The 25,239-nt window shown below is 62.6% G+C and carries 19 protein-coding genes and 1 pseudogene; 17 read left to right on the forward strand and 3 right to left on the reverse strand.

Annotation, left to right across the window (positions count from 1 at the left end):
• Positions 1 to 225: 225 nt before the first annotated feature.
• From DLM86_RS24530 to DLM86_RS24550, 5 genes are all read left to right on the forward strand, one after another.
• Entirely contained in the window at positions 226 to 1,716 is a 1,491-nt protein-coding gene (locus tag DLM86_RS24530) for an extracellular solute-binding protein (protein ID WP_110842704.1), read from the forward strand.
• Between the two features lie 196 nt (positions 1,717 to 1,912).
• Entirely contained in the window at positions 1,913 to 2,866 is a 954-nt protein-coding gene (locus DLM86_RS24535) for a helix-turn-helix domain-containing protein (RefSeq protein WP_158289649.1), read from the forward strand.
• Positions 2,841 to 4,715, forward strand: a complete 1,875-nt coding sequence (locus tag DLM86_RS24540; RefSeq protein WP_110842706.1) for a hypothetical protein — start codon at positions 2,841 to 2,843, stop codon at positions 4,713 to 4,715. The genes DLM86_RS24535 and DLM86_RS24540 overlap by 26 nt, the downstream gene beginning before the upstream one ends.
• A gap of 12 nt (positions 4,716 to 4,727) precedes the next feature.
• Positions 4,728 to 6,293: a glycoside hydrolase family 3 protein gene (locus DLM86_RS24545; protein ID WP_110842707.1), complete on the forward strand. Its 1,566-nt coding sequence runs from the start codon at positions 4,728 to 4,730 to the stop codon at positions 6,291 to 6,293.
• Positions 6,294 to 6,297: 4 nt separating this feature from the next.
• Positions 6,298 to 7,878 (forward strand): FAD-dependent oxidoreductase, encoded by a 1,581-nt coding sequence (locus DLM86_RS24550; RefSeq protein WP_110842783.1) that lies wholly within the window; start codon positions 6,298 to 6,300, stop codon positions 7,876 to 7,878.
• Positions 7,879 to 7,997: 119 nt separating this feature from the next.
• On the opposite strand, the gene DLM86_RS24555 is transcribed toward DLM86_RS24550, so the two are convergent.
• The gene (locus DLM86_RS24555; RefSeq protein WP_110842784.1) at positions 7,998 to 8,855 is read right to left on the reverse strand and encodes an RluA family pseudouridine synthase; all 858 of its coding nucleotides are present in this window, start codon (positions 8,853 to 8,855) and stop codon (positions 7,998 to 8,000) included.
• Positions 8,856 to 9,347: 492 nt separating this feature from the next.
• Between DLM86_RS24555 and DLM86_RS24560 the strand changes: the two genes are divergently transcribed.
• The 7 genes and pseudogenes from DLM86_RS24560 to DLM86_RS24590 all read left to right on the forward strand — a co-directional run bounded on the left by DLM86_RS24560 (position 9,348) and on the right by DLM86_RS24590 (position 15,787).
• A complete protein-coding gene (locus DLM86_RS24560) occupies positions 9,348 to 10,343 on the forward strand; it encodes an ABC transporter ATP-binding protein (RefSeq protein ID WP_110842708.1) in 996 nt (331 codons plus the stop codon).
• Positions 10,340 to 11,473, forward strand: a complete 1,134-nt coding sequence (locus tag DLM86_RS24565; protein WP_110842709.1) for an ABC transporter permease — start codon at positions 10,340 to 10,342, stop codon at positions 11,471 to 11,473. The genes DLM86_RS24560 and DLM86_RS24565 overlap by 4 nt, the downstream gene beginning before the upstream one ends.
• A gap of 197 nt (positions 11,474 to 11,670) precedes the next feature.
• On the forward strand, positions 11,671 to 12,084 hold the full coding sequence (locus DLM86_RS24570; protein WP_110842710.1) for a hypothetical protein: 414 nt from the start codon (positions 11,671 to 11,673) through the stop codon (positions 12,082 to 12,084).
• A gap of 202 nt (positions 12,085 to 12,286) precedes the next feature.
• Positions 12,287 to 12,721, forward strand: a complete 435-nt coding sequence (locus DLM86_RS24575) for an SRPBCC family protein (RefSeq protein WP_110842711.1) — start codon at positions 12,287 to 12,289, stop codon at positions 12,719 to 12,721.
• 186 nt (positions 12,722 to 12,907) lie between these two features.
• The gene (locus tag DLM86_RS24580) at positions 12,908 to 13,549 is read left to right on the forward strand and encodes an alanine--tRNA ligase-related protein (RefSeq protein ID WP_110842712.1); all 642 of its coding nucleotides are present in this window, start codon (positions 12,908 to 12,910) and stop codon (positions 13,547 to 13,549) included.
• A 286-nt stretch (positions 13,550 to 13,835) separates the two neighbouring features.
• Positions 13,836 to 14,313, forward strand: a pseudogene (locus DLM86_RS24585) (GNAT family N-acetyltransferase).
• A 301-nt stretch (positions 14,314 to 14,614) separates the two neighbouring features.
• Positions 14,615 to 15,787, forward strand: a complete 1,173-nt coding sequence (locus DLM86_RS24590) for an MFS transporter (protein ID WP_110842713.1) — start codon at positions 14,615 to 14,617, stop codon at positions 15,785 to 15,787.
• Positions 15,788 to 15,865: 78 nt separating this feature from the next.
• Here the strand turns inward: DLM86_RS24590 and DLM86_RS24595 are convergent, their stop codons facing one another.
• The gene (locus DLM86_RS24595) at positions 15,866 to 17,104 is read right to left on the reverse strand and encodes an aminopeptidase (protein WP_110842714.1); all 1,239 of its coding nucleotides are present in this window, start codon (positions 17,102 to 17,104) and stop codon (positions 15,866 to 15,868) included.
• A gap of 202 nt (positions 17,105 to 17,306) precedes the next feature.
• Between DLM86_RS24595 and DLM86_RS24600 the strand changes: the two genes are divergently transcribed.
• The 3 genes from DLM86_RS24600 to DLM86_RS24610 are packed head-to-tail and all read left to right on the forward strand — an operon-like array spanning position 17,307 to position 21,373.
• On the forward strand, positions 17,307 to 19,082 hold the full coding sequence (locus tag DLM86_RS24600; protein ID WP_110842715.1) for a B12-binding domain-containing radical SAM protein: 1,776 nt from the start codon (positions 17,307 to 17,309) through the stop codon (positions 19,080 to 19,082).
• Between the two features lie 14 nt (positions 19,083 to 19,096).
• Positions 19,097 to 19,720, forward strand: coding sequence for an NUDIX hydrolase (locus DLM86_RS24605; RefSeq protein WP_110842716.1), 624 nt, complete (start codon positions 19,097 to 19,099; stop codon positions 19,718 to 19,720).
• Positions 19,721 to 19,744: 24 nt separating this feature from the next.
• Positions 19,745 to 21,373 carry a diguanylate cyclase gene (locus DLM86_RS24610; RefSeq protein ID WP_110842717.1) on the forward strand — a complete coding sequence of 543 codons (1,629 nt, stop codon included), beginning with the start codon at positions 19,745 to 19,747 and terminating at the stop codon, positions 21,371 to 21,373.
• 208 nt (positions 21,374 to 21,581) lie between these two features.
• Here the strand turns inward: DLM86_RS24610 and pdxR are convergent, their stop codons facing one another.
• Positions 21,582 to 23,045, reverse strand: coding sequence for a MocR-like pyridoxine biosynthesis transcription factor PdxR (pdxR, locus tag DLM86_RS24615; RefSeq protein ID WP_110842718.1), 1,464 nt, complete (start codon positions 23,043 to 23,045; stop codon positions 21,582 to 21,584).
• Between the two features lie 125 nt (positions 23,046 to 23,170).
• Here pdxR and hisC point away from each other — a divergent pair, with 125 nt between their 5' ends.
• Positions 23,171 to 24,241, forward strand: a complete 1,071-nt coding sequence (gene hisC / locus DLM86_RS24620; RefSeq protein WP_110842719.1) for a histidinol-phosphate transaminase — start codon at positions 23,171 to 23,173, stop codon at positions 24,239 to 24,241.
• A gap of 207 nt (positions 24,242 to 24,448) precedes the next feature.
• Positions 24,449 to 25,174 (forward strand): NAD-dependent epimerase/dehydratase family protein, encoded by a 726-nt coding sequence (locus DLM86_RS24625; protein WP_110842720.1) that lies wholly within the window; start codon positions 24,449 to 24,451, stop codon positions 25,172 to 25,174.
• Positions 25,175 to 25,239: the final 65 nt, after the last annotated feature.

A 25,239-nucleotide genomic window follows, 5' to 3' on the forward strand; every position in this document is an offset into this window, starting at 1 on the left:
CTTTCGGGCGTGATCCGGCTATCGCGCCTCATGCTTCCCGGGCGCGCCGCCGCCGCGGGCTGACGGCCGGCTTGCGGTTTCGGACAAGAGACGGCGATGCGACTCGAGCTTCGCCGGCCGCCAGCCGTTTTGGACAACAAACCGAGCGACTGCGAACAAATACCGTTTCCCGGCATCATGATATAGTGAAAGCGTATTCGACATTACGCGTATGGGGGAGACGACATGAAGAAGGCAATTGCCGGCATCGCCAGCTTGGCGCTGGCGTTCTCCGTGCTTGCGGCATGCGGCGCGGGCAAGGACGACGCCACGGGCGCGAGCGGCGGTCAAACCGGAACGGAGGCGAATGTGCCCAAGCCGGAGCTTCGCCAATTGGGCTTCGCCCGGAATTTCGACCCGAATCAGGACCCGGTCGCCAAGTTTCTCGAGGACAAGACGGGCTATAAGGTCAAGTACGAGGCGCTTCCGCTCGAGAATACCGACGACAAGCTCAACCTGCTGATGGCCAACAAGGAGCCGTACGACATCTTGAAGCTGTCGGGCTCGCAATATAACCGTCTGGCCGCCCAAGGCGCCTTGGAGCCGCTCGACGAGCTGCTTGCCAAATACGGGAAGACGCTGCTTGCGGTCAACGATCCGGAAACGTTCGAGAACGCCAAGGTCGACGGTAAAATTTACGGCATCCCGGAAAAGCACCCTCGCGCGTTCGTCGGCAGCTCGCTGGCCGTCCGCCAAGATTTGCTCGACGAGCTCGGCATGAAGGTGCCGACGACGCTCGACGAATTTTACGAGCTGCTGAAGGCGATCAAGGCGAAGAAGGGCATCATTCCGTTCAGCGGCTTCGAGAGCATCGTGCCGGAAATTTCCGGGGCGTTCGGCATCGTGACGAGCTTCGAGGACCGGAACGGCAAGCTGATTCACCGGCTGGAAGATCCGGGCATGAAGGAATATCTGGCTTTCATGAACAAGCTGTACACGGAAGGGCTGCTCGACCAGGAATGGCCGGTGAACAAGTCGGCGACCGTGCAGCAGAAGTTCACCTCGGGCAAGGCCGGCGTCATTACGTACGGCTGGGGCGTCGCTCCGGCGGTCACGACGGCGCTCGAGAAAAACTTCCCGAACTCGAAAATCGCCATCATCCCTTCCTTGAAGGGCAAGGACGGCCAAGCGTCCAACTGGCTGCAGGGCGGCGGGGTCAGCTGGTATATCGCCATCCCGAAGTCGTCCAAGCATAAAGAGGATGCGATGAAATACCTCGATCTGAAGGTGCAGCCGGATACGTTCAAGGCGCTCGCCGTCGGGGAGGAAAACGTCGAATACAAAACCGAGAACGGCAAAATGTTCCCGATATTGCCGAGGTTCAACGAGAGCCGCGGCAACGCCGACTGGTTCATTACGAGCACCGACGCCAAGGCGTACGAGGAGCTGTGGCTGCTGCGCGTGCGCAAGGACAACGTGCTGTACAACACGTTCGAGGAAATTCAAAAGCAGGCGTCCATCTCGGTCAAGGACCCGACGCTGCTCGCCCCGCCGCTGCCGGTTGTGGGCAACAACATGCAGAAGCTGAACAAGCTGGAGAACGACTACATCGTCAAGGCGATCGCCGGCGCGGAGAAGCTGGACGGATACGACAACTTCGTCAAGCAGTGGAACGGCCAGGGCGGCACCGAGGTGCTGCAGGCGCTGTCCGACTGGTACGCCAAGTCGAAAAAGTAAAGCGGGGAGAGCCGGAGCGTATGCCGGCTCTCTTTGCTTTGCGGCCGCGGGTCCGGGAAGCCGCTCCTTTCCTCGCTCCGGGGGAGAAAAATCGAAAGAAATTCCCCGTAATCGTACGATCGTAGTCTTCTGTTTCCCGTCCGGCGGCTTCACAATGGGAAGGAGTACGATAGATACGGAACGGAGGAGTCGATGGATGAGCACGGTCCGCCCATTCGGCGCGGAGGCGACTCGCATGTTCGACAAATGGCTGCTGGAGCGGCCGCTCGCCTTCGCATGGTGCACGCTGGAGCAAGTTCGGGATTGCTGCTTCGCCCGCAGGCTGGACGGCGCGCCGACGCCCGGCCGCTTCGGCCTTCACGTTCTTTTGTCCGGCGAAGGCCGGATCGCGGTCGGTGCCGTGCCGGACGAGGACGGGACGACGGACGGGCGCTGCGCGCTGACGATGCCGGGAGAGGCGTGGACGTTCCATGCCGCCGGCACGGGAGAGCCGGCTCGTCTCGTCTCGCTGACGTTCCGGCTCTCGTCGGAGGCGCGGGGCAATCCGTTCGTCGTGTTGAACGATTCGGAAGCGTTTTCGGGGTCGAGGACGATTCGCGACGGGGGAGCCGCGCTCGCGCGGTCGGCGCTGGAGCTGCTCGAGGAGCTGGAGCGCCGCGATCCGTTCGCCCGCACGATGACGGAGAGCAGCCTGTACCGGATGCTCGGACTCGTCTGCCGCTCGATGTCGGGAAGCCGGAAGACGGAGGAACGCCCGCCCGGCAAGACGGATCTCGTCTACGAGGCGGTCCGCTATATCGACCGGCGTCTGACCGATATCCGCGAGCTGGGGGAAATCGCCGAGGCGCTCGGCTACAGCTATTCGAGGCTCTCTCACGTATTTCGCTCGGAGATGGGCGTGCCGCTGCAGACGTACTGGAACCGCAGGCGCATCATGCGGGCGATGGAGCTGCTGCAGGCGGGAGAAGCGAGCATTACCGCCATCGCGGATCGGCTGCACTACCAATCCGTCCACTCGTTCAGCAAATCGTTCAAGAAAATAGCCGGTCTTTCGCCGACGGAGTATCAAGAGCTGTACGGTAGGGCGCGAAGGACGCGCAGTTACGACAAGGGGGAACAAGACGATGAAAGTGGCCGTGTTTACGGTTGAGCCGACGGAGGTGACCGTGTCGGCGGAGTGCGATTGGTTTCCGCTGGATACGCTTGCGGAGGAGAAGGAAGGGGTGGAGCAGAGCCGGGTGGAGCTGTCCGGCTACGAGGCCGTGCTCGTCATCGGCTCGAGCTCGCTGGACGAGGGGACGCCACTGCCGAAAGGCGCCGCGGACAAGCTATGGCGTTACGCGGAAGCCGGAGGACGGCTGTATGCGGAGATGATCGACGCCTACGACTTCCCGTCGTCGCGGCTGTTCGGCTGGAAGCAGGATTTCCCGCGAACGCGGCGTACGCTCGAGAAGCTGCGGATGGAGGCCGAATCGGAGGCGCTGCCGCGCGGCGGGCTGCTCGAATGGGAGGGGGCGATGGCGTACGGCTTCCCGATCGAGACGGAAAGCTGGCTGACCTTCGGCCCGTACCGCGAGACGCATGCATCGCCGTCCGATACGCCGGGAAGCCATCCCGGGTTGTTCGTCCGGACGCTCGGGGAAGGGATCGTCGCGTATGCCGCCTTTTCGTTGTTCTCGTGCCGCCGGAAATGGGCGCTGCGTCCGTACGGAAGCTGGAGTGCGCTGCTGGACGCATTCGCCGCGAGAACGGGCATCCCGTTCCGGATTTGGGCGCAGCCGATCGCGACGAGCGGGGACGAATCCGCGGACCGCGCGGTGCGGGACAACGCCTCGTGGTTTTTGCGCTCGGGCATGCTGCCCGAAGCGGACGGGTCCGCCGGGGTGTACGAAAACATCCATTCCGTCACCGCGGCCGTATCGGCGGACCGCCGGCCGGACTGTCATGCGCACGCCGCGTTATTTTTCCATCTATACGGCCGGTATACCGGATCGGAGGAGTGGGAGTCGCGCTCCCGGCGGCTGCTCGCCTATTTGTTCGACAACGGGTTTCAGGATACGGAGGAGTCGTCGCCTACGCGCGGATTTTTCAAGTGGTACGACTTCCCGGGACGGAAGCCCGAACAAATATTTACCGACGACAACGCTTGGGTATGCTTCGTTCTGCTTTACCTTTACCGCAAAACCGGGCTGGAGCAATATCGCGAGCGCGGTCTGATGACGGCGGAGGCGCTGCTGGAGACGCAGAACGCGCAAGGGCTTCGGCCGAACGTCCTGTTCGGATCCCGGCTGCGCGAAGCGGGGCGCGGCTCGGCTTTCGAACTGGAAGCGAGCCTGAATCCGCATTTTGAGAGCATCGCCCACGCCGCCTTCATCCAGGCGTATCTGGTCACCGGACGGAACGAATATGTCGACGCCGCCCTGAAAGGAACGCTTCATCTGCTGCGGCACGAGGACGAGCTGCGGTTCATGTACAGCCGGACGTCGGGCTTAACCCGTCTGCTGCTGCCGCTCGGCTACTTGTCCAAGCGGGACGCAACGGGCGAAGTCGCGCGGGGGATGGAACGGATCGCAAGCTACCTGATGACGTGGCGGGACGCCTCGGGCGCCATCCAGGAGGCGGACAATCCGGACCCGGAACGGTTCGGCAAGGAAGATGCCGGCGTCTATATCCATAACGGCGAGGGCATCGCCGACCAGCTGTATACGAACAATTTCCTGCTGATGAACAGCTGGGAAGCGTACAAGGCGACGGGCTCGGAGGAGCTCGGGGAGCTGTACCGCGGCTTGTCCGCCTATATGAGCCGGATCCGGATCCGCAGCGCGGAGCCCCGGTTCAACGGCGGATGGATGCGCGCGTACGATTTGCGGCGCGGGGAATATTACGGCAACAACGGCGATACCGGCTGGGGGCCCTACTGCATGGAAAGCGGCTGGACGAACGCGATCGCCTCGGCCGGCCTGCTGCTCGGCCTCATGAACGAATCGATATTCGAATAAGGAGACGACCCGATGAACGACTGGACGAACGCGTTAAACCGGCTGACGCTGGAGGAGAAAGTGGGGCAGCTGTTCACGTTCTACAACACCGGGACGGCCATGTCCGAATTCGCCGCGACGATGATCGGCGAGCTGAAGGCGGGCGGTATGTTTCTCGACATGGGCAGCTTGAGCGATCCGGAGCAGGTGCACCGGCTGACGTCGGCGATGCAGGACGTTTCGCTGCGATCGGGCAGCGGCATTCCGCTGTTCGTCTCCGCCGATTTCGTGGCGGGGACGGGCTGCAAGCTGAAGCGGGGAGGGGCCGTCCATTTTCCGAAAAACAAGGCGGTCGGCGCGGCGGGAGACGTATCGCTCGCTTACGAATCCGGACGCGTCACGGCGATCGAATCGTTGGCGATGGGCGTCAATTTCAACTACAGCCCGGTCGTCGACATTAACAACAATCCGCTCAATCCGGTCATCGGGACGCATTCCTTCGGGGAGGATCGCGACCGGGTGTCGGAGATGGGGACGGCGGTCATTCGCGGCTACCAGGACCACGGCATGATCGCGACGGCGAAGCATTTCCCCGGTCACGGCGATACGAGCGTCGATTCGCATTTCGATCTGCCGGTTCTTCCGTTCGATGCGGAGCGGCTCGACCGGTTCGAGCCGTTCCGCCGGGCGATCGAGGCCGGCGTCGACGCCGTCATGGTCGGCCATATCGCCGTTCCGTCGCTCGATCCGTCTCTGCTGCCCGCCTCGTTGTCGTATGCGATGACGACGGGGATTTTGCGGGAGCGTCTCGGCTTCCAAGGCTTGATCGTCACCGACGGGCTGTCGATGAAGGGCGTGACGGCCCGATTTACGCAGGCGGAAGCGTGCGTCATGGCGGTGAAGGCCGGCGCGGACATTTTGCTGGCGCACGCCCGTACGATCGAGGAAGCGGGGCCGATGGCGGAGGCGGTGCTGCGGGCGGTCCGCTCCGGGGAAATCCCGATGGAGCGTCTCGACGCATCCGTCGGCCGCATCCTGCGGATGAAGGCGAAATACGGGCTGCTTCCGGAGACGTATCGTCCGCTCCCCTACGACCCCGAAGCGTTCGACCGGCCGGAGCATGCGGCTATTGCGCTTCGCCTCGCCCGCGCCGCCGCCTCGCCCGTCAACGGCTTTCGGCCGTTGGCCGAATGGAAGCCGGCGGCCGCCGACGGCGGCTGGACGTTCATCGGCGAGAGGCAGCTCGACCGGTTCGCGGAGCTCGTTCGTTCCGCCGGAATCGTGAAGCGGGAGCATACGCTCGAAAGCTACGAGGGGCTGCCGACGGCGCTGGAGCGGGTGGCGCCCGACGAACCGCTGCTCGTGTCGGTTACGCACAACAAGCGGATGGACGCCGAGACGCTGCGGGCGCTCGACAAGCGGGCGGAAGCGCGTCCGGACGTCCCGGTCGTGCTGGTCCATTTCGGATCGCACTATGACATGGAGCACGTCCCGCACGTTCCCGCGCTGCTGCTGTACGACCGGGCTCCGGCCTTGCAGGAAGCGGCGGCGGAACGACTTCTCGGCCGCGAGCAGGCCGACGAAAGGAAGGATGGATAAGACGATGGCGACGATAAACGAGCTTCATGCGGACATCATCATCATCGGCGGGGGGATGGGCGGCTGTGCCGCCGCTCTCGCCGCCGCCCGGATGGGACGGACGGTCATCATGACCGAGGAGACGGACTGGATCGGCGGTCAGCTGACGAGCCAAGCCGTCCCGCCGGACGAGCACCCGTGGATCGAGCGGTTCGGCGGCACCGCCTCGTACCGTTCTTTCCGCAGCCGGGTGCGCGACTACTATATGCGCAACTTCCCGGTGACGCCGGAAGCGCGGGCCCAGTTGTATTTCAATCCCGGCAACGCCAACGTCAGCCGGATCGCCCACGAGCCGCGGGCGGCGCTGGCCGTCCTGCACGAGATGCTGGCGCCTTACGTGCACAGCGGCAAGCTGCGCCTGCTGCTCAAGCATCGGGCGGAGAGCGCCGAGACGTCCGGCGATTCGGTCCGGTCCGTCCGCGTGCGCAGCCTGGAATCCGGGGACGTCGCGGTGCTGACGGGACCGTATGTGCTCGACGCCACGGAGGAGGGGGACTTGCTGCCGCTCGCCGGGGCGGAATACGTTACCGGCTCGGAGTCGGTCGCCGAGACGGGCGAGCCGCACGCCCTGCCGGGCAAGGCGGATCCGACGGACATGCAGGCGTTCACCTGGTGTTTTGCGGTCGATCATATCGAAGGGGAGAACTTTACGATCGCGAAGCCGGAGCAGTACGATTTCTGGCGCTCGTACCGGGCCGATTTTTGGCCGGATATGCAGCTCAGCTGGAGCGGGCTCGTGCCGCATACGCTGGAGCATGCGAAATACAGCTTTTTCCCGGACGGCAAATCGTTCTCGCTGTGGAATTACCGCCGGCTCATCGACAAATCGAACTTCGCGGAAGGGACGTTCGACAGCGACGTGACGGTCGTCAACTGGCCGCAAAACGATTACTGGCTCGGACCGATCATCGACGTCAGCGCGGAGGAGCGGGCGAAGCATCTGGAAGGCGCCCGGCAGCTCAGCTTGTCGCTGCTTTACTGGATGCAGACCGAGGCGCCCCGTCCGGACGGCAAAGCGGGGTATCCCGGCTTGCGGCTGCGGGCCGATCTCGTCGGCACGGAGGACGGGCTGGCGAAGAGCCCGTACATTCGCGAGGCGCGGCGCATCCGGGCGGAGCTTACGATCGTGGAGCAGCACCTGAGCCCGGAGCTGCGCCCCGGGAAGGGCGCGGAGGCGTACGCCGACTCGGTCGGCGTCGGCTGCTACCGGATCGACCTTCATCCGAGCACGGGGCTGCGCACGTATATCGACGTCGCCAGCCTGCCGTTCCAAATACCGCTCGGCAGCCTCATCCCGGTGCGGATGAACAACCTGCTGCCGGCATGCAAAAACATCGGCACGACGCACATTACGAACGGCTGCTACCGGCTGCACCCCGTGGAATGGAACATCGGGGAAGCGGCGGGGGCGCTGGCCGCCTTTTGCCTGGATCGCGGGTTCTCGCCTCGCGAGGTGCGGAATACGCCGGATAAGCTGGAGCAGTTCCAGTCGGTGCTGACGAAAGCCGGCGTCGAGCTGAAGTGGCCGTTCGAGTACGGCTGGTAACCGCCTGCGACGGCCGTGCCGCGTATCGGAACCGGCCCGCCACGTCCGAAACCCCGGAGGAACGTCCTCCGGGGTTTCTTGTCGAGCGCGTTTCGCGCGAATGCGTCTTGAACGTGCCGCTACTCCTTAAACACGCGCAAAAACGCGGGCGGCACCTTGCTTTCGAAGCGGACCGTCCTGCCGCTCGTCGGGTGGCGGAACGAGAGCACGCGGGCGTGCAGGCCGAGCCGTCCGATCGCGTTCGTCCGCGCGCCGTACTTCTTGTCGCCGACGACGGGATGGCCGATGTCCTGCATATGGACGCGGATTTGGTTTTTGCGGCCGGTTTCCAGGCTGACCTCGAGCAGGGTGAAATCTTTGGACGACTTCACCGTCTTGTAATGCGTAACGGCGAGCTGGCCGTCGTCCGGCTTCGGGCTGGAGTAGACGCGCATCGCCTTGTTCTCCTTGAGCCACGACCGGATCGTTCCTTCCGCGTCGCGCACTTGCCCTTCCACGAGCGCGACGTACGTCCGCTCCTCCACGGCGTCCTGCCAATCGTTTTGCAGCTGCTGCTGCACCCGCTCGCTCTTGGCGAACATCATGACGCCGGACGTATCGCGGTCCAGCCGGTGCACGACGAAGATGCGGCTGCGCGGGTCGGTTCGGCGCACGTGCTCCATCAGCTGCCGGTACGCGGTGACCTCCTTCTCCTTGTCGGTCGCGACCGACAGCAGGCCGGCTTCCTTGTTCACGACGATCACGTCGTCGTCCTCATGCAGGATGGACAAGCCGAAGAAGCGGGACTCGTCGGCGACCTTCGTCCAGCTGACCGCGACCCGGTGGCCGGGGAGCAGCGGATGGTCGTGGCGGGTGACGGTGACGCCGTTCACCGATACTTGTCCGCGGGCGAGGATCGACTTTACCGCGTTCCGGCCTTTGCCGGCGAAGGCGTCGAGCAGGAAGGCGAGCAGCTCCGCGGGACGCTCCGCCGTCAGCTCGGTGACGGACGCGCGGGCCGGCCGGTTGTCGCGCGCCTCGGGAACCGGGCGGGCGGCGTTCGCCTTCGCCCGGGTATTCCGGCCGCTTTCCCAGCCGCCGGCTTCTCCGCGGCGAGCCGGGCGTCCGCCGCGATTGTCCCGGTCGTTCCGCGTTCCGCGGCCGTCCCGATTGTCCCGGTCGTTCCGCGTTCCGCGGCTGTCCCGATTGTCCCGCGCTCCGCCTCCCCGGCGCTCCGCCTCCGGTCCCGTCCGGCCGTCCCGCTTCCCGGCGGCGGCTCCGCCCGCCGGCTCCTTCCGAGCCGGCCGTTTGCCCCGCGTCGATTTCGTAGAGGTACGTTCGTTATTTGTCATGCCGTTCTCCTTTTATCGATGATCTACGAGTTACTATATCGCATCCGGAGCGAAAAAGCACACGTCCGTCTTCGATTGGGGGTTTCTTCGCCCGGCGTGATATAATGGATGGAACGATCGTTCGACAGGAGGGAAATCATGAGCGAGTCGGTCAACGCTGCGGCGGCCCGGCACGAAGGCGGCGAGCCGGTCATTCGGGCCGTCGGGCTCGAGAAGCGGTACGGTTCGTTTACCGCGGTGGACCGTGTCACCTTTGACGTCCGCAAGGGCGAAGTGTTCGGCTTGCTCGGCCCGAACGGGGCGGGGAAGACGACGACGATGGAAATGATGGAAGGGCTGCGCCGTCCTGACGGAGGAAGCGCCTTCGTGGCCGGCTACGATACGCAAAAGGAATTGAAAAAGGTCAAGCAGGTGATCGGCGTCCAGCTCCAGTCGACGTCGCTGTTCGATCTGCTCAAGGTGAAGGAGATCGTGCGGATGTACGCGAGCTTTTATCCGAGCTCGGTGCCGATCCAGCCGCTTTTGCAGGACATGATTTTGGAGGAGAAGAAAAACGACCGCGTCAAGCATTTGTCCGGCGGGCAAAAGCAGCGGCTCGCCATCGCGCTGGCGCTCGTCAACGACCCGCAGGTCATCTTCCTCGACGAGCCGACGACCGGGCTCGATCCGCAGGCGCGCCGGACGCTGTGGGACATTATTCTGAAGCTGAAGGCGCGCGGCAAGACGATCGTGCTGTCGACGCACTATATGGACGAGGCGCACGTGCTGTGCGACCGGATATGCCTGATGGACCGCGGCAAGGTGATCGCGCTCGATACGCCCGAGCGGCTCGTGCGAAGCCTGCATTCGGACAGCGCCGTCGAGTTCCGGCTGCCGCAGCTGGAAGCGGCGCCTCCGGAAGGCGGCGAGCGCGACCGCGTGCTCGGGCTGCTGCGCGGTGTATGCGGGGTGAAGCGGGTCGAGGCGCGTGAGGAAGTGTACGTGCTGTATACGGACCAGCTCCAATCGACGCTGACCGATTGGATCGCGCTCGCGGAGAAGAACGGTCTCCGGTTCGCCGACCTGCGCACCCGTTCGGCGACGCTCGAGGACGTGTTCATCCATATGACGGGAAGGAGTCTGAGGGAGTCATGAAAGCGTACTTGCAACTTACGCTCGCCCAGCTCCGCCTGTTCGCGAGAAACCGTCAAGTGCTGTTCTGGTCGCTGCTGTTTCCCGTTTTCTTCATGGCGATGCTGGGCTCGTTTCTCGGCAACGGCAGCGGCATTTCGATCACGGGCGCCATTATCGACGAAGACCATAGTCCGGCTTCCCGCGAGCTGCTCCGCTCGCTCGGGCAGATGGATGCCGTCATCGAGCTCGAGGAGGTGTACGACAAGGAGGAGGCGCTCAAGCAGCTGAAGCAGGGCGACCGGCATATCGTCGTCATCGTGCCGCGAGGCTATCAAGAGCTGCTCGCCGCGCACGGTCAGCAGACGGAGGCCGAGGCGGTGCCCGGCATGCTTCCGGAAGTGGCCACCGTCAAGGCGTACTACGACGAGACGAACATGACGACGTCGCAAATCGCCCTGACGATTTTGTCGCAGGTCGTCGACGGCGTCAGCAAGCAGCTCGCCAATTACTCGCCGGTCGTCACCGTCGACGCGATGGCCGTCCAGTCGCTGCATTTGAAATATATCGATTTTCTCGTGCCGGGCATTCTCGCCATGATGATCATGTCGAACAATTTGAACGGGGTCGCCGGCCAAATCGCCTCTTGGCGCGAGCGCGGCATCCTGAGGCGGATGCAGAGCACGACGCTGAACGCGTCCACGTTCATCGCCGCGCAAATTACGGCAAGGCTCGTCATGAACGGCATGCAGGCGCTCATCGTCGTGCTGGTCGGCTCGACCGTCTTCGGCACGCAGGTGAACGGCTCGTGGGGGCTGCTGTTCCTGTTCGTCGTGCTCGGTACGCTGACGTTCATGTCGATCGGCTTCATCATCGCGAGCCTCGCGAAGTCGCCGGAAAGCGCGGGGCCGATCGCCGGCTTCGTCTCGTTTCCGATGCTGTTTTTGGGCGGCGTCTTTTTCCCGATCAAGCAGATGCCCGAATTTTTGCAGCCGATCGTCAAGCTGCTGCCGATCTCCCATCTGACGACGGCGATGCGGCAGGTCATGAACGTCGGGGAAGGGTTTGCCGTGCTATGGCCGCAGGCCGCGCTGCTCGGAGGATGGATCGTCGCGGCGTTCGCCGTATCCAGCTTTACGTTCAAGTGGGAGTAGCGGGGCAATAGATTCATAAGATCATCGTTTTTGTGGCACACTGGTTAAGGGAAATGGTTTCCTGCGGCGGCATTCGGCTGAGGCCGCATGTTGTCACGCCGCTGTCACAAAAAGTTAATGAACCGCTAATGATCCGCTAATGTTCCCTTAATGTACGGCTTATACAATGGGAACAGAACGGAAAGGAGCTGTGAACGATGATTTTGTACCGCCTCGCCAAGTGGATGGAAGAGCGCAAGCGGCTGAAACGACTGATCGCCGAGTCCGACGGGAATTCCGGCCTTTACATACAACAAAAAGCGGACGTGGAGCGGCAAATGATGCGCGAAGCGTATCAATGGCTCGAGCCGGGCAAGCTTGCGGCGGAGCCGGCTTTCGTCCTGTCGTCCCCCGACGAGTTGGGCGTCGAGCCGGTTCCGGGCTTGACCGAGTCCGACCGGCTGTCCGTCGCGGACGTGCTCGCGGACATGCGCCGCTCGGCCCTAGCCGCGGAAGTCCGAGGACGGCTCGCCGCCCGCGCAGACGCCCCGATCGCCGCCGAGGACCTCGTGCCGGAGGAGCTTCTGCATATGCCGCTCGTCGGGGAACAATCGGTTCAGGCGCAGCCGTAGCCGAATGTCGTGAATAGCGCAGAAAGTGCGAGCCGTCGGTTCGCACTTTTTTAATGGAGTCTTGCCCGGCCTCATTGACGATTCGCCTCTACGATAGCAATCGAGAAGAAATGCGGCCGCTCCCGCCATACTATACTAGAATGGGGAAAGGGCCCGTGGTATTCTGAAGAAGAATGCTAGAATCCTACAAGGAGGCTGTATAGTGGGAACAAGTAATCCGGCAACGATAACGGTAGAAGCGATCGTTCAATCTCCCGTCGAAAGCGTGTGGACGTATTGGACGGACCCGAAGCATATCATGAAATGGAATGCCGCTTCCGACGAATGGCACACGCCGCGCGCCGAGAACGATCTGAGAGTCGGCGGCGCGTTCGTCTCGAGAATGGAAGCGAAAGACGGGAGCTTCGGCTTCGACTTCGGCGGCGTATACGACGAGGTGAGCCTTAACGAACGCATCGCCTATACGATGGGCGACGGTCGGAAAGTGAAGATCGATTTTATTCGCCAAGACGCTGCCACGAAAATCGTCGAATCGTTCGATGCGGAGGAGTCGAACCCCATCGAGATGCAGCAAGCGGGCTGGCAGGCCATTTTAAACAATTTCAAAGCCTATGCGGAAAATGCCGGAAAAGCATAATAGAATGGAATACAGCGCATGCCGATGTCGGCATGCGCTTTGTTGTGTACGCCCGGCTTGGACGGGCGCTCATTCCGCGCCCACGCTAAGAGGGGAATTTCAATAAACGGAAAAATTCCGAATTGCTGGAATAAAGGGGTGGTACAATTAGGTTCAAGTATACCAAAGGAAGGAGGAGGTGCCGACATGGTTGAAAAAATGTTTTGGACAAACCCGTACTTGACGAGGCTGGATACTCGAATATCCGGTGTGTCCGGCCAGCAAATTACAGTCGAACAAACCATCTTCTACGCGTTCTCCGGCGGACAAGAAAGCGATCACGGAACAATCGGCGGGTATTCCGTCCTTCAAGCCCAAAAAGACGGTCACGAAATCGTTTATACGGTTGAAGAAGGGCATGGCTTGAAGGTCGGTGACGAAGTAACGATGACCATCGATTGGGATCGTCGATACAGACTGATGCGTCTGCATTTTGCGGCGGAGATCGTATTGGAATTAGTCTATAAGCATCTTAACGGCATCGAAAAGATCGGCGCCCATATCGCTCAAGAGAAAGCGCGCATCGATTTTGCATGGAATGAACCGATTTCCAGCTCATTCCCTGTGATCGAGAAACAATTCCGGGAAATCGTCGGGGCGGACCTCGATATCAGTAGTGCTTTCAGCGATGAGGAAAAGGAGAGAAGGTATTGGGAGATCGAAGGTTTTTCCAAAGTCGCCTGCGGCGGAACGCACTTGAAAAAAACGGGCGAAGTCGGTTTCATCAAGCTGAAGCGCAACAATATAGGCAGAGGCAAAGAACGAATTGACATTTATTTAACCGAATAAACTGCCGCGCGTTCGATAACTCGAACTTCTTCTGGAGGAGGCCGCCGAAACGATTCGGCGGCCTCGCGGCGTTATGTCAGGACGTTTACCGTTAACGACGCAAATAAACCGGCACAACGATGTGCCGGTTACCTAATCCTGCCCTAAAGGAGAACCTTAAAAATGCCATGGATAAATAATAGTCTATAAAAAAATGGAACATAAGTCTATATCTTTTTTTGGAAAAATTGTATGTTTAGTGAGCGACCGCGGCGCAAATCGAAGGTAACGAAGGGAGCAGCCTCGCATGATCACGCTCAAAAAAATCACGCTGGAAAACCGGCGCGACATCTTTAATCTGGAAGTTTCCGAAGATCAGCGCCGCTTCGTCGCGTCCAATCTGTCCAGCGTCGCATCGTGTTATGTCCTAGCCACCAACGGGGGGACATCCGTTTCCGTTCGCCATTTATGCGGATGAACGGCCGGTCGGTTTCGTTATGATCACGTATAAAATTACCGGGTACGACCTCCCGGCCATCGCGGACGACGGATACTGCATCCTGCGTCTCATGATGGGCAAGCAATACCAGAACAAGGGCTACGGCCGGGAAGCGATGAACGAAATATTGGCCTTTATCCGCACCTTTCCGGCGGGACCCGCCCAATACTGCTGGATTCCGTATAAGGCCGATAACGTCCCCGCCAAAAAGCTTTATGAGCGCTTCGGCTTCCGAGACAACGGCGAAGTCGTCAACGACGAGCAAATTAACGTATTGCGGCTATAGGTGCCCGGGCCGACGGAGCGGGAGGCGGAGCGCGCCGTCCGGCTGATCGAGGAGGCACGATTCTAGGCTGCAACGTCGAGCGCTTAACCGTTCAAACCCGATAACCGCTTTTCCGCCCCCAGTTCGCCTGGGGGTTTTTATTATGCCGCCGCTTGCGCACGCAATCACTTACAAAAATATAGTTGGTCCATTTATTTGGATAATATCCAAATGCTTTGCCTTCTTACGTAATGTTCGTAACGGAGTTAAAATGCAATCAATCCCTCATCCGTACGAATGAGCCAAGAAAGGATCGGATCTTATGAACAATCGATGGACCATTTACGTGCTTGCGCTCGGCGTCTTCCTGACGGCCACCTCCGAGCTTGTCGTCTCCGGCATTCTCCCCGTCCTGGCGGACGATTTGAACATTACCGTCGCGCTGGCCGGACAGCTCGTCACCGTCTATTCGCTCGCCTTCGCGATCGGCACGCCCGTCGTCGTCTCGCTGACGTCTCGCATCGACCGCAAAAAAACGCTGCTCGGCTCGCTCGCCGCGTTCGTGCTCGGCAGCGGCTTATCGTACGCCAGCACGGATATTTCCCTGCTCATGGCTTCACGAGTCGTGCTGGGCGTCAGCTCGGGCGTCTACCTGGTCGGCGCGTTCGGCGCGGCGGCCAAGCTCGTCCCCCCGCAGCGGATCGGCAGCGCCATCGGGACGATCGTCCTCGGCTTCAGCATGGCGATGATTTTGGGCGTCCCGATCGGGATCGCGATTACGCAATGGTTGGATTGGCGGGCCATTTTCGCCGTGCTCGGCATGCTGAGCTTGCTGATGACGGCGGTTATGTACCGGCTTCTGCCGGGGATCGAAGGAGACGCGCGGGTGCCGTTCAAACGGCAGTTCCAAGCGCTCGGCAGCGCCGTTATCGTTAGCGGGCTCTTCCTGACGCTGTTCCGGGAATCGGGGAATTCGGTTCTGTTCACGTATTTGACGACGTTCATGCAGGACATCCTCCGGATGGATCCTGCCGGCATCGGCGTCGCGATGCTCGTCTTCGGCCTCTTCGGCGCCTTCGGCTCGCGGCTAGGCGGTTACGGCGTCGACAGATGGGGCGCCTCCCGCGTCATCGCGTCGAGCATCGTCCTTCATGTGGCGACGCTGGCGCTGCTGCCGCTGTTCGCCGGAACGCCGGCCGCGGGATTGGCGTTGATCGCGCTTATGATCTTGTCCATGTTCGTCAGCGGGCCCGCCGTGCAGACGTACTTTATTCAACAAGCGCCGGAATCCTCCAGTCTCGTGCTCAGCCTGAACACGTCGATCGTCCATGTCGGATTGGCCGCCGGAGCGGGGGCGGGGGGGGTATTGGCCGGCGCGGCTTCCACCGTCTATTACAACCCGTGGCTGGCGGGCGCGATCGTGGCGCTCGGGCTGGCGGCGGCGATCGTAAGCTTCTCGCTCGGCAGGAAGCGGGTTGCGCAAACGGCCGGCTGACCGGAGTGGCCGAGAGACGATCCATCTCCTAAGCTGCGCATGCAAAAAGCCGTTCCCCATCCGGGGAACGGCTTTCGATTATGCCAATTCGAACGCCCAGTTGCCGTCGCGGAAAATCGGCTCCCGCCGGCCGTCGGCGGTGACGCCGTCGATGCTCAAGTCCGCCGACCCCATCATGAAATCGACGTGGACGAGGCTGTCGTTGGCTCCTCGCTCGGCGAGCTGCTCCTTCGTCATCTCCTCGCCGCCCTCGATCGTGGTCGGGTAAGCGCGGCCGAGAGCGAAGTGGCACGACGCATTCTCGTCGTACAGCGTGTTGTAGAAAATCAGGTTCGTGTCCGAAATCGGCGAGCGGAACGGGACGAGCGCCATCTCCCCGAGACGGCGGGCGCCTTCGTCGGTGTCGAGCAGCAGCTTGAGCGCGTCGTAGCCTTTTTCCGCGGTGAAGTCGACGACCCGGCCGTTCTCGAACCGCAGCGTGAAATTGTCGATCAGCGTGCCGCCGTGGTTCAGCGGCTTCGTGCTGCGGACGACGCCGTTCACGCCGTCCTTGTGCGGCATCGTGAACACTTCCTCCGTCGGCATGTTCGGGTTGAATTCGACGCCCTTGGCGTTCGGTCTCGAGCCGCCGCACCAGACGTGGTTTTCCGGCATGTCGACGGTCAAGTCGGTCCCTTCGCCGCGGTAGACGAGCTGCTTGTACTGCTTCGCGTTCAAGTAGTCGACCATTTTGGCGATTTGCGCGTTGTGCGCTTTCCAGGCGGCGACCGGATCGTCCTTGTCGACGCGGACCGCCTTCAGGATGACGTCCCACAGCTTCTCGACCGCTTCGTCCGCCGGCACGTCCGGGAACACCTTCGACGCCCACTCGACCGTCGGGGTCGAGATCAGCGACCAGGAGACGCGATGCGCCATCGTATAGCTGCGCCAGCCTTGCAGCGCGGTCGCGGCCGTCTTGCTCGCTGTGGCGATGCGCTGCGGATCGACTCCGTTCAGCAAATCCGGGTTCGGGGAATAGATGCTCAGGAAGCCGGCGCCGTTCTCGGCGAATTCCTCCCAGCCTTTCGCCCGGAACATCGGGTATTCGGCGAACGCCTCGTCCGGCGCCATCTTGTATTTGATTTGCGTGAGTGTCTCGTCGTTCCATTCCACGTGCACGTTTTTGGCGCCCGCTTCGTACGCCTTGCGCGCGATCGCCCGGACGAGCTCCGCGGCCGTGAGCGGCGCGGTGACGACGAGCGTCTGTCCTTGCTGGACGTTGATGCCGACGCGTACGGCCAGCTCCGCGTATTTCTCCAAATCGCGTTCCGTTGGCATGTGCAGCATTCCTCCCGTATGGATCGTTTCTTCTATGTAACCGGGATCCCGACAAGGAAACCTTGCCGTATCATATGCAATATAGCACGATCCGAAACCATATTCAAAAAAATCGGCGCGGGAAAACCATTTTGTGTTGCGGGCCGTTTCATGTAGAATGAAGGGAAAGAAACCAACAACGCAGGAAAGGTTCGTACACCCGATGAATGTCGTCGTATCCAGCTTGAACGCCAAATATATCCATACCTGTCTCGCGCTTCGGTATTTGAAGTCGTACTGCCGCGACGAATTCGAAGTGGAGATGGCCGAATATACGATCAAAGACCCGGCGATGAATATCGTGTCCGACTTGTTCCGGCGCGGCCCGGACGTGCTCGGCTTTTCATGCTACATCTGGAATATCGAGGAGACGATCCGGGTCGTCCGCATGCTCAAGAAAATCAAGCCCGACATGACGATCGTCCTCGGCGGTCCGGAGGTTTCCTACGATACGGCGTATTGGATGGAACGGGTGCCCGAGGTCGATTTCATCGTCATGGGCGAAGGCGAAGAGACGTTTCTCCATCTGCTCCGGGAGCTGGCCGGCGAGCGGAAGTTTCACTTCGTCTTCGGCCTCGCCTACCGGAACCGGGAGGGGGCCGTCTGCATCAACCCTGGCCGCCCGAAGCTGAATCTGGACGATATCCCGTCGCCGCACCGGTTCCCCGAGGACGTTCCCGCGCTCGGCAACCGCGTCGTCTACTTCGAAACGAGCCGGGGCTGCCCGTTCAGCTGTCAATTCTGCCTCTCGAGCATCGAGGTCGGGGTCCGCTATTTCGATATCGAGCGGACGAAGGCGGATTTGCTCTACTTGATCGACTCCGGCGCGAAGCTGATCAAGTTCGTCGACCGGACGTTCAACATCAAGCGCGAATACGCGATGGACATTTTCCAATTTCTGATCGACAACCATAAAGGCTGCGTGTTCCAGTTCGAAATAACGGCCGACATCATGCGTCCCGAGGTGCTGGACTTTTTGTCCGAGCATGCGCCCGCGGGCGTTTTCCGTTTCGAAATCGGGGTGCAGTCGACGAACGACCGGACGAACGAGCTCGTCAAGCGCCGCCAAAACTTCGCCAAGCTGACCCGGACCGTCACGAAGGTGAAGGAAAGCGGCAAAATCGACCAGCATCTCGATCTGATCGCCGGCCTGCCGGAGGAAGATTACGCATCGTTCCGCCAGACGTTCAACGACGTGTTCGCGCTCGGACCCGAGGAGCTGCAGCTCGGCTTTCTGAAAATGCTCCGCGGCACCGGACTGCGCCACGACGCCGACAAGTACGGGTACGTCTACATGGACAACGCCCCGTACGAAATACTCGGCAACGCGATCATGCCGTTCTCCGATCTGATGCGGATCAAGCGGGTCGAGGACGTGCTTGAGAAATATTGGAACGCGCACCGGATAAACCGGACGGTCAAGTATTTGATCGCCGAGCAGTTCCCGTCGGCATTCGATTTCTTCCAGCAGTTCGGCGACTACTGGGAGGAGCGCGGCTGGCAAAAGATCGGGCATCAGCTCGAGGACCTGTTCGTGCGGCTGCGCGACTTTCTGAAGGATCGGGGAACGCCGGACGAGGACGCGAGGACGGCGGAAGGGCTCATGAAGCTCGACTACTTCTTGAACCACCGCTACAAGCCGCGTAAAATATGGTGGGACTTCATGCACGATAAAAAATCGGTGTCGGCCTGGATGCAGTCGCTGGCGGACCGTCCGGAACGGGTATCGCCCGAGTTCGCGGCGCTCGGCTGGACCGAGAAGGAGCTGCACAAGCATGCGGTCGTCGAGACGCTGCCGTTCGATCTGAACCGGTTCGAGGCCGACGGCACGATCGATCGCGGCCGTTCCACGCTGCTTGTCGTCGTGTACGACCCGGACGGAGCGGGGGCGCGGCATTACGCGGCGGCGCTCGAGCCGGCCGGTCTATACCCAGGGTAACGGAGGAAACGACCATGACCGACGCCAATCGATGGCTGCATTGGGCGCAGCGCATTCAGGCGATCGCCCAAACCGGGCTCACCTATGCCAAGGACGGCTACGATATCGAACGATACGAAGAGCTTCGCGAGATCAGCATCGAGATGATGCGGGAGCAGACCGGCGAGCCGTACGCCAAAGTGAAGGAGCTGTTCGCCTCCGAGACGGGCTACCCGACGCCGAAGGTGGACGTTCGCGGAGTCGTGTTCGAGAACGGCAAGCTGTTGATGGTACGGGAAAAGTCGGACGGGAAGTGGACGCTGCCCGGCGGCTGGGCCGATATCGGCTACACGCCGAAGGAGGTCGCGGTGAAGGAAATCCGCGAGGAGGCCGGACTCGACGTCCGGGCCGTCAAGCTGCTCGCCGTGCTGGATAAAAAATGTCACCCGCATCCGCCGGAGCCGTATTATATATACAAAATGTTCATCTTGTGCGAGCGCCTAGGCGGGGAGCCGAAGGCGGGTCTGGAAACGTCCGGCGTCGGCTATTTCGGCGAGGACGAACTGCCCGAGCTGTCGGAGAACCGGAACACGGAATCGCAAGTCCGGCTCATGTTCGAATGGCTGCGGAATCCCGGGAAGGAAGTCGTGCTCGACTGAAGATGCGATGGGTGGGATGACCGGATGCAGAACCTATACCGGATATTGCGGGTTTCCACGTTAAAAGGGCGTCTTCGGCTATGGGTCGGCGTGCTGATCGTCACGATGTGCGTCCTCATCGTCCTATTCATGTCGCTTCTCGGCAAAGTCATCAAGGAACGGGAGACGCATTCGGCGCTGCGGGAAGCGATCGAGCTGCAGCGGATGTTCATCGACAAATGGAAATCGGAGCGGCTCGCCGACATCGAATATTTGGCCGCGATGCCGGGGGCGCGCGCCTTGAACTTGGAGGAGATGCGCAGCCAATTCCGGATGTTCAAGCTGACGCATACCGAATTCGATACGATCAGCTTCATCAACGCGGCGGGCAACACGAGCCTCAATCTGGATGGGCCGTTCGATACGAACGTCTCCGACCGCGATTATTTCCGGGCCGTCCGCGACCTTCGCAAGCCGTATGTGACCGATGTCATGATCGGGCGGGTCACCGGGAAATATATCGTCGGCTTCGTCGCTCCGGTCATCGGCGGAGACGGCAAGTTTGCCGGCGCGATCATCGGGGCGGTCGAGCTGACGACGCTCGACAGCATCATGAACCAATTCCGGTTCGGCGCGAACGGGGAGACGTTTCTGCTCGACCGGGACGGCTTCCGCATTACGAAGCCGCGGGACCGGTTCGACGCTCCCCGGATTACGGTCCAGTACCAGACGGACATTTACCAGCGCGCCGTCGCCGGTTTGGATGCGCCGAAGTCGTATTTGAACCAGGCCGGGGAGCGGGTGTACGGGGCGTACGCCTGGACGAGCGACCGCCAATGGCTGCTCGTGGGCGAGACGCGAACGGCCGACGTCTACAAGCCGTACTTCAATCTGTTCGGCGTCATGGCGCTTATAACCGCCCTCATCCTGATCGCGAGCTACATCGCCGCCATGCTGCTCACCCGCAAAATGATCGCCCTGCTGAGACATTTGCTGAACGGGACGAAGCGTATTCGGGAAGGACGGTTCGGCTACCAGATCGATCCGTCGATCATTCGTACCGCGCCGGCGGAGCTGAAGGAGCTGTCCGACAACTTCAACATCATGTCGGCGAAGCTGGCGACGACGATGCAGCTGCTCGAGGAGTCGGCCGTCATCGACCATTTGACGGAAGTGTACAACCGGCGGTTTCTGATGAACGAAGGGACGAAAATCGAGGAAGCGGCGGCCCGGGCGGGAAACCCGTCCTCGATCCTGCTCATCGACGTCGATTATTTCAAGCAAATCAACGATACGTACGGCCATCTCGTCGGCGATCGGGTATTGAAGCACGCGGCCTCGCTGCTTGTCGCCTGCGTGCGCCATTCCGACGTCGTCTCGCGGTACGGCGGCGAGGAATTCGTCGTGCTGGCGACGAACTGCGAGCTGGAGCGGGGCTGCGAGCTGGCGGAACGGATCCGTACGTGGTTCATCAGCTCGCCGTACCGCGACGAGGAGCGGGAAATCGCGATCACCGTCAGCATCGGCGTCGCCCAATCGCGGCCGGAGCGGACGTACGGCACGAACAGGCTCGAGGACATGATCGAGCGCGCCGACAAGGCGCTGTACCGTGCCAAGAACCGCGGGCGGAACCGCGTCGAATGCGACGATCCGGAGCCGAGGCGGGCGGAGTGAACGAATCGAAGAGCCGCTTTCCCGGATCGGGAAGCGGCTTTTCGCCTTGGGCGGCGCGCGCGCGCGTCGGGGGGGCCCCGCAGAGGGCCGATCGTTTTCCCCGTAATGCGTCCTCCGCGCGCCGCGTCGTCTATCGAATAACGGCAGGTTGTCGGCACTCCCGACGGTCTGCCTTTTTTGTATTGCGGCTGCGCCGGTTCCTGATCGGCTACCGCCACGCCTCGGCCAGACGCCGGACGCCTTCGGCGATTTGCGCTTCGCTCAGCGCGCCGAAGCCGAGCAGGACGGCTTCGGCCGCGGGCCGGCGCGGATCGACCCGGTATACCGACGTCGGATAGACGCGCACCGCGGCCTCGGCCGCGAGCCGGATCAGCTCGGCTTCGCCGGGACCGGCGCCGCCTTCGGCCTGGAGCAGCACGTGCAGGCCGGCGCCGCCGCCGCTTGCGCGGAAGCGCGGCTCGAGGCGGTGCCGGACGGCGCCGAGCAGGGCGGCGAGCTTGCGCTGGTAGACGCTGCGCATTTTGCGCACGTGCCGCTGCATATGGCCGCCGGTCATGAACTGCTCCAGCGTTTTTTGATGGAGCGGCGAGGCGAGCCGGTCGAACGGATGGAGCGCGGCCGATGCGATTTGCGCCAGAGCGGGAGGCAGAGCCGCGTAGCTGAGCCGGAAGGCGGGCGCGAGCGCCCGGGAGAACGTGCCGACGTAAGCGACCGAGCCGTCGGCATCCAAGCCTTGCAGGGACGGGATCGGGAGGCCGGCATAGCGGAATTCGCCGTCGTAATCGTCTTCCACGATGAGCCCGCCCGTCTCGGCCGCCCACTTCAACAGCTTGCGCCGGTTGCCGATCGACATGACGGTGCCGAACGGAAATTGGTGCGACGGCGTCACGTAGACGAGGCGGGCGCCGGACTCGTACAGCGCCCCGATGTCGAGGCCGTCCGGCTCGAGCGGAATCGGCGCCAGCCGGTAGCCGTGATGCCGCAAAATCGCGGCGATGCCGTCGCTCATCGATTCCTCGACGGCGAACGCGGTTTCCCCCGGCGCGTAGCGCGTCTGCCGGAGCAGGCGGCAAATTTGCTCCATCGAATGGTGGGTACCCGCGCCGACGACGATCCGCTCCGGCGGACAGACGACCGCCCGCGCCCGGTACGCGTACGCGGACAGCGCCTTGCGAAACCCGGCTTCCCCGAGCGGGTCCCCGTAGCGGAACAGGTCGCGGTGCTCGGGCAGGAAGCATTCGCCGAGAAGTCTTTTCCATAGCGCGAACGGAAAATAGGTCAAGTCGACGTCGCCGTAGGCGAAATCGATCGATTCCGGTTTGCCGGCCGGAACGGGAGGCGCCGATGGCGACAGCGGCGTCGTTCGTTTGTCCGGCCGAGGCGGAGAGGGGGGTGGGGCGCCGTCCGCCCCCCTCTCGAAGTCCGGCTCGTAAGGCTTGACGGTCAAGCCGCTGCGCGGCCGGCTCTCCACGTAGCCTTCCGCAAGCAGCTGCTGGTACGCGCTCTCCACCGGCGTCCGGCTGACGCCGAGATGGGCGGCAAGCTTCCGGACGGACGGAAGGCGCGCCTCCGCGGGCAGGCGGCCGTCCTCGATTTCCCGGCGAAGATGCCGGTACAGCTGAATATAGAGCGCTTCCGGGGAAGCGGGGTCCAAGTGGGGAATAAGCTCCATGGCGATTCGCTCCTGTTCTCCATCTGTCATCTTCAAAATGCCGAATCTGGCTATATGTGAAATGCCACATTTTCGCTATCGTAACAGTAACACACTTGCCGTCCAAGCGAAAGGAGCGACGAACCATGATTGCGATTCACCCGCTTGTCGAAAAGCTGGAGCCGTATTCCGCGGGCATCCGCCCGGAGCCCGGCGTGCCGGCGATCAAGCTGAACCAGAACGAAAACCCGTACCCCGCCTCGCCCAAAGTGGCGGAGGCGCTTCGCCGGCTCGCCCCGGAGCTGGTAGCCGCGTACCCCGAGGCGCTTAGCGACCGGCTGCGCGAGTCGCTGTCCGCGACGCTCGGCGTTCCCGCGTCGCGCATTTTGTGCGGCAACGGCTCGAGCGAGCTCATCACGCTAATGTACCGGACGTTCGCCCAAGAGGGCGACACGGCGGCGATGCCCGATCCGACGTTCGCGCTGTACGGGACCGTGGCGGACTTGGCGGGCGTCCGCGTCCGGCGCGTGCCGACGGACGACCGGTTCCGCTTCGAGCCGGCCGAGCTCGCGGCGTCCGGGGACGACACGCCCCGCTTGGTCGTGTTCGCCAATCCGAACGCGCCGACGGGCACCTGCGCCGGGCGGGACGCCATCGAGAAGCTGCTCCGGACGTTCGACGGGCTCGTCGTCGTCGACGAAGCGTACGTCGACTTCGCCCCGGAAGGGACGTCCGTCGTCGACTTGACCGGCACGTACGAGCATCTGCTCGTGCTGCGGACGTTTTCCAAGGCGTACGCGCTGCCCGGCGCCCGGGTCGGCTACGCCGTCGGGAGCGAGCGGCTCGTCCGCGCGATGGAGAAGGCGCGCGAGACGTTCAGCGTCAACGCGGTCGGCCAGCTCGCCGCGGAAGCCGCGCTGGGCGACCCGGACTGGATGCGGCGGTCGGTCGCGCGCATCGGGCGGACGCGGGACGCGTTTTGCGCCGCCTTGGCGGACGCCGGATGGGGCGTCTGGCCTTCGACGGCCAACTTCGTGCTCGTCTCGCCGCCTCCGGGAGGCGCGTCCGCGCCCGACATGTACCGGAGGCTGCTCGACAACCGCATCTACGTCCGCTATTTCGACGCTCCGCGCCTGCGCGACAAGCTGCGCATCAGCATCGGCACGGACGACGATATGAAGGCCGTTCTGGACGTGCTGCTGGAAGGGAGTAGATAAGCGGAACGGTTGGAGGGGCAAGCGTGCCGAACGGGGGAGCCGCCGTCCGTTTTGCGGCGGCGCATGGAGCCGCTAAGCCTCGATGCGATGCGCACATTGCCGCGCACATCCATACGGGCAAGGGCCGCTCTCGTTTGGCGAACGCCGCGGCATACGGTACAATGATCGTATCGATTAACATTCATGCGGGACTAGGAGGAGCGCGCCATGACGAACCGGGCGGGAGAGGCGGGACCGGGGACGGGGAACCGTACGGCGATTGTGGCCGGCGCGACCGGCTTGATCGGGAGGGAGCTTGTCCGGCAGCTTCTCGAGGACGACGGCTGCGACCGCGTCATCGCTCTCGTCCGGCGTCCGACGGGAAGCGCGCATCCGAAGCTGGAGGAGCGCCCGACGGATTATGAGCGCCTCGGGAGCGGGCCGGGGGACGACGAAGGCTTCGGCGGGGCCGACCTGTTTTGCGCGCTCGGCACGACGATCAAGAAGGCGGGCTCGCAGGCGCAGTTCCGCAAGGTCGACCTCGACTATCCGCTGCGGCTCGGCGAGATCGGCGCCCGCGCGGGCGCCCGCTCGTATTCGCTCGTCTCCGCGATGGGAGCGAACGCGAAGTCCGGCGTCTTCTACAACCGGGTTAAGGGCGAGACGGAGGAGAGGCTGGCCGCGCTCGGGCCGAGCGCCTTTTACGCGTTCCGGCCGTCGCTTCTGCTCGGCGAACGCGACGAGTTCCGATTCGGCGAGCGGGCGGCCGCGGCGCTGGCGAAGCCGCTGTCGTTCGTGTTCACCGGTCCGCTCGCCAACTACAAGCCGATCGAAGCGGCGGCGGTGGCGGCCGCCATGATCGCGACGGCGCGGACGGGCTCCCCCGGCAGGCGCGTCGTCGAGAACGGCGAAATCGCGGCCATCGCCGCGTCCGCGAAGACGCATAACCGTTGAGACGGGCGCGAACGCGCCGAAGAGCCGAACCCCCGCGGCGGGGTTCGGCTCTTCGGGCTGCGGCC

It is taken from the genome of Paenibacillus flagellatus, assembly GCF_003217775.1.
Classification (GTDB): domain Bacteria; phylum Bacillota; class Bacilli; order Paenibacillales; family NBRC-103111; genus Paenibacillus_AB; species Paenibacillus_AB flagellatus.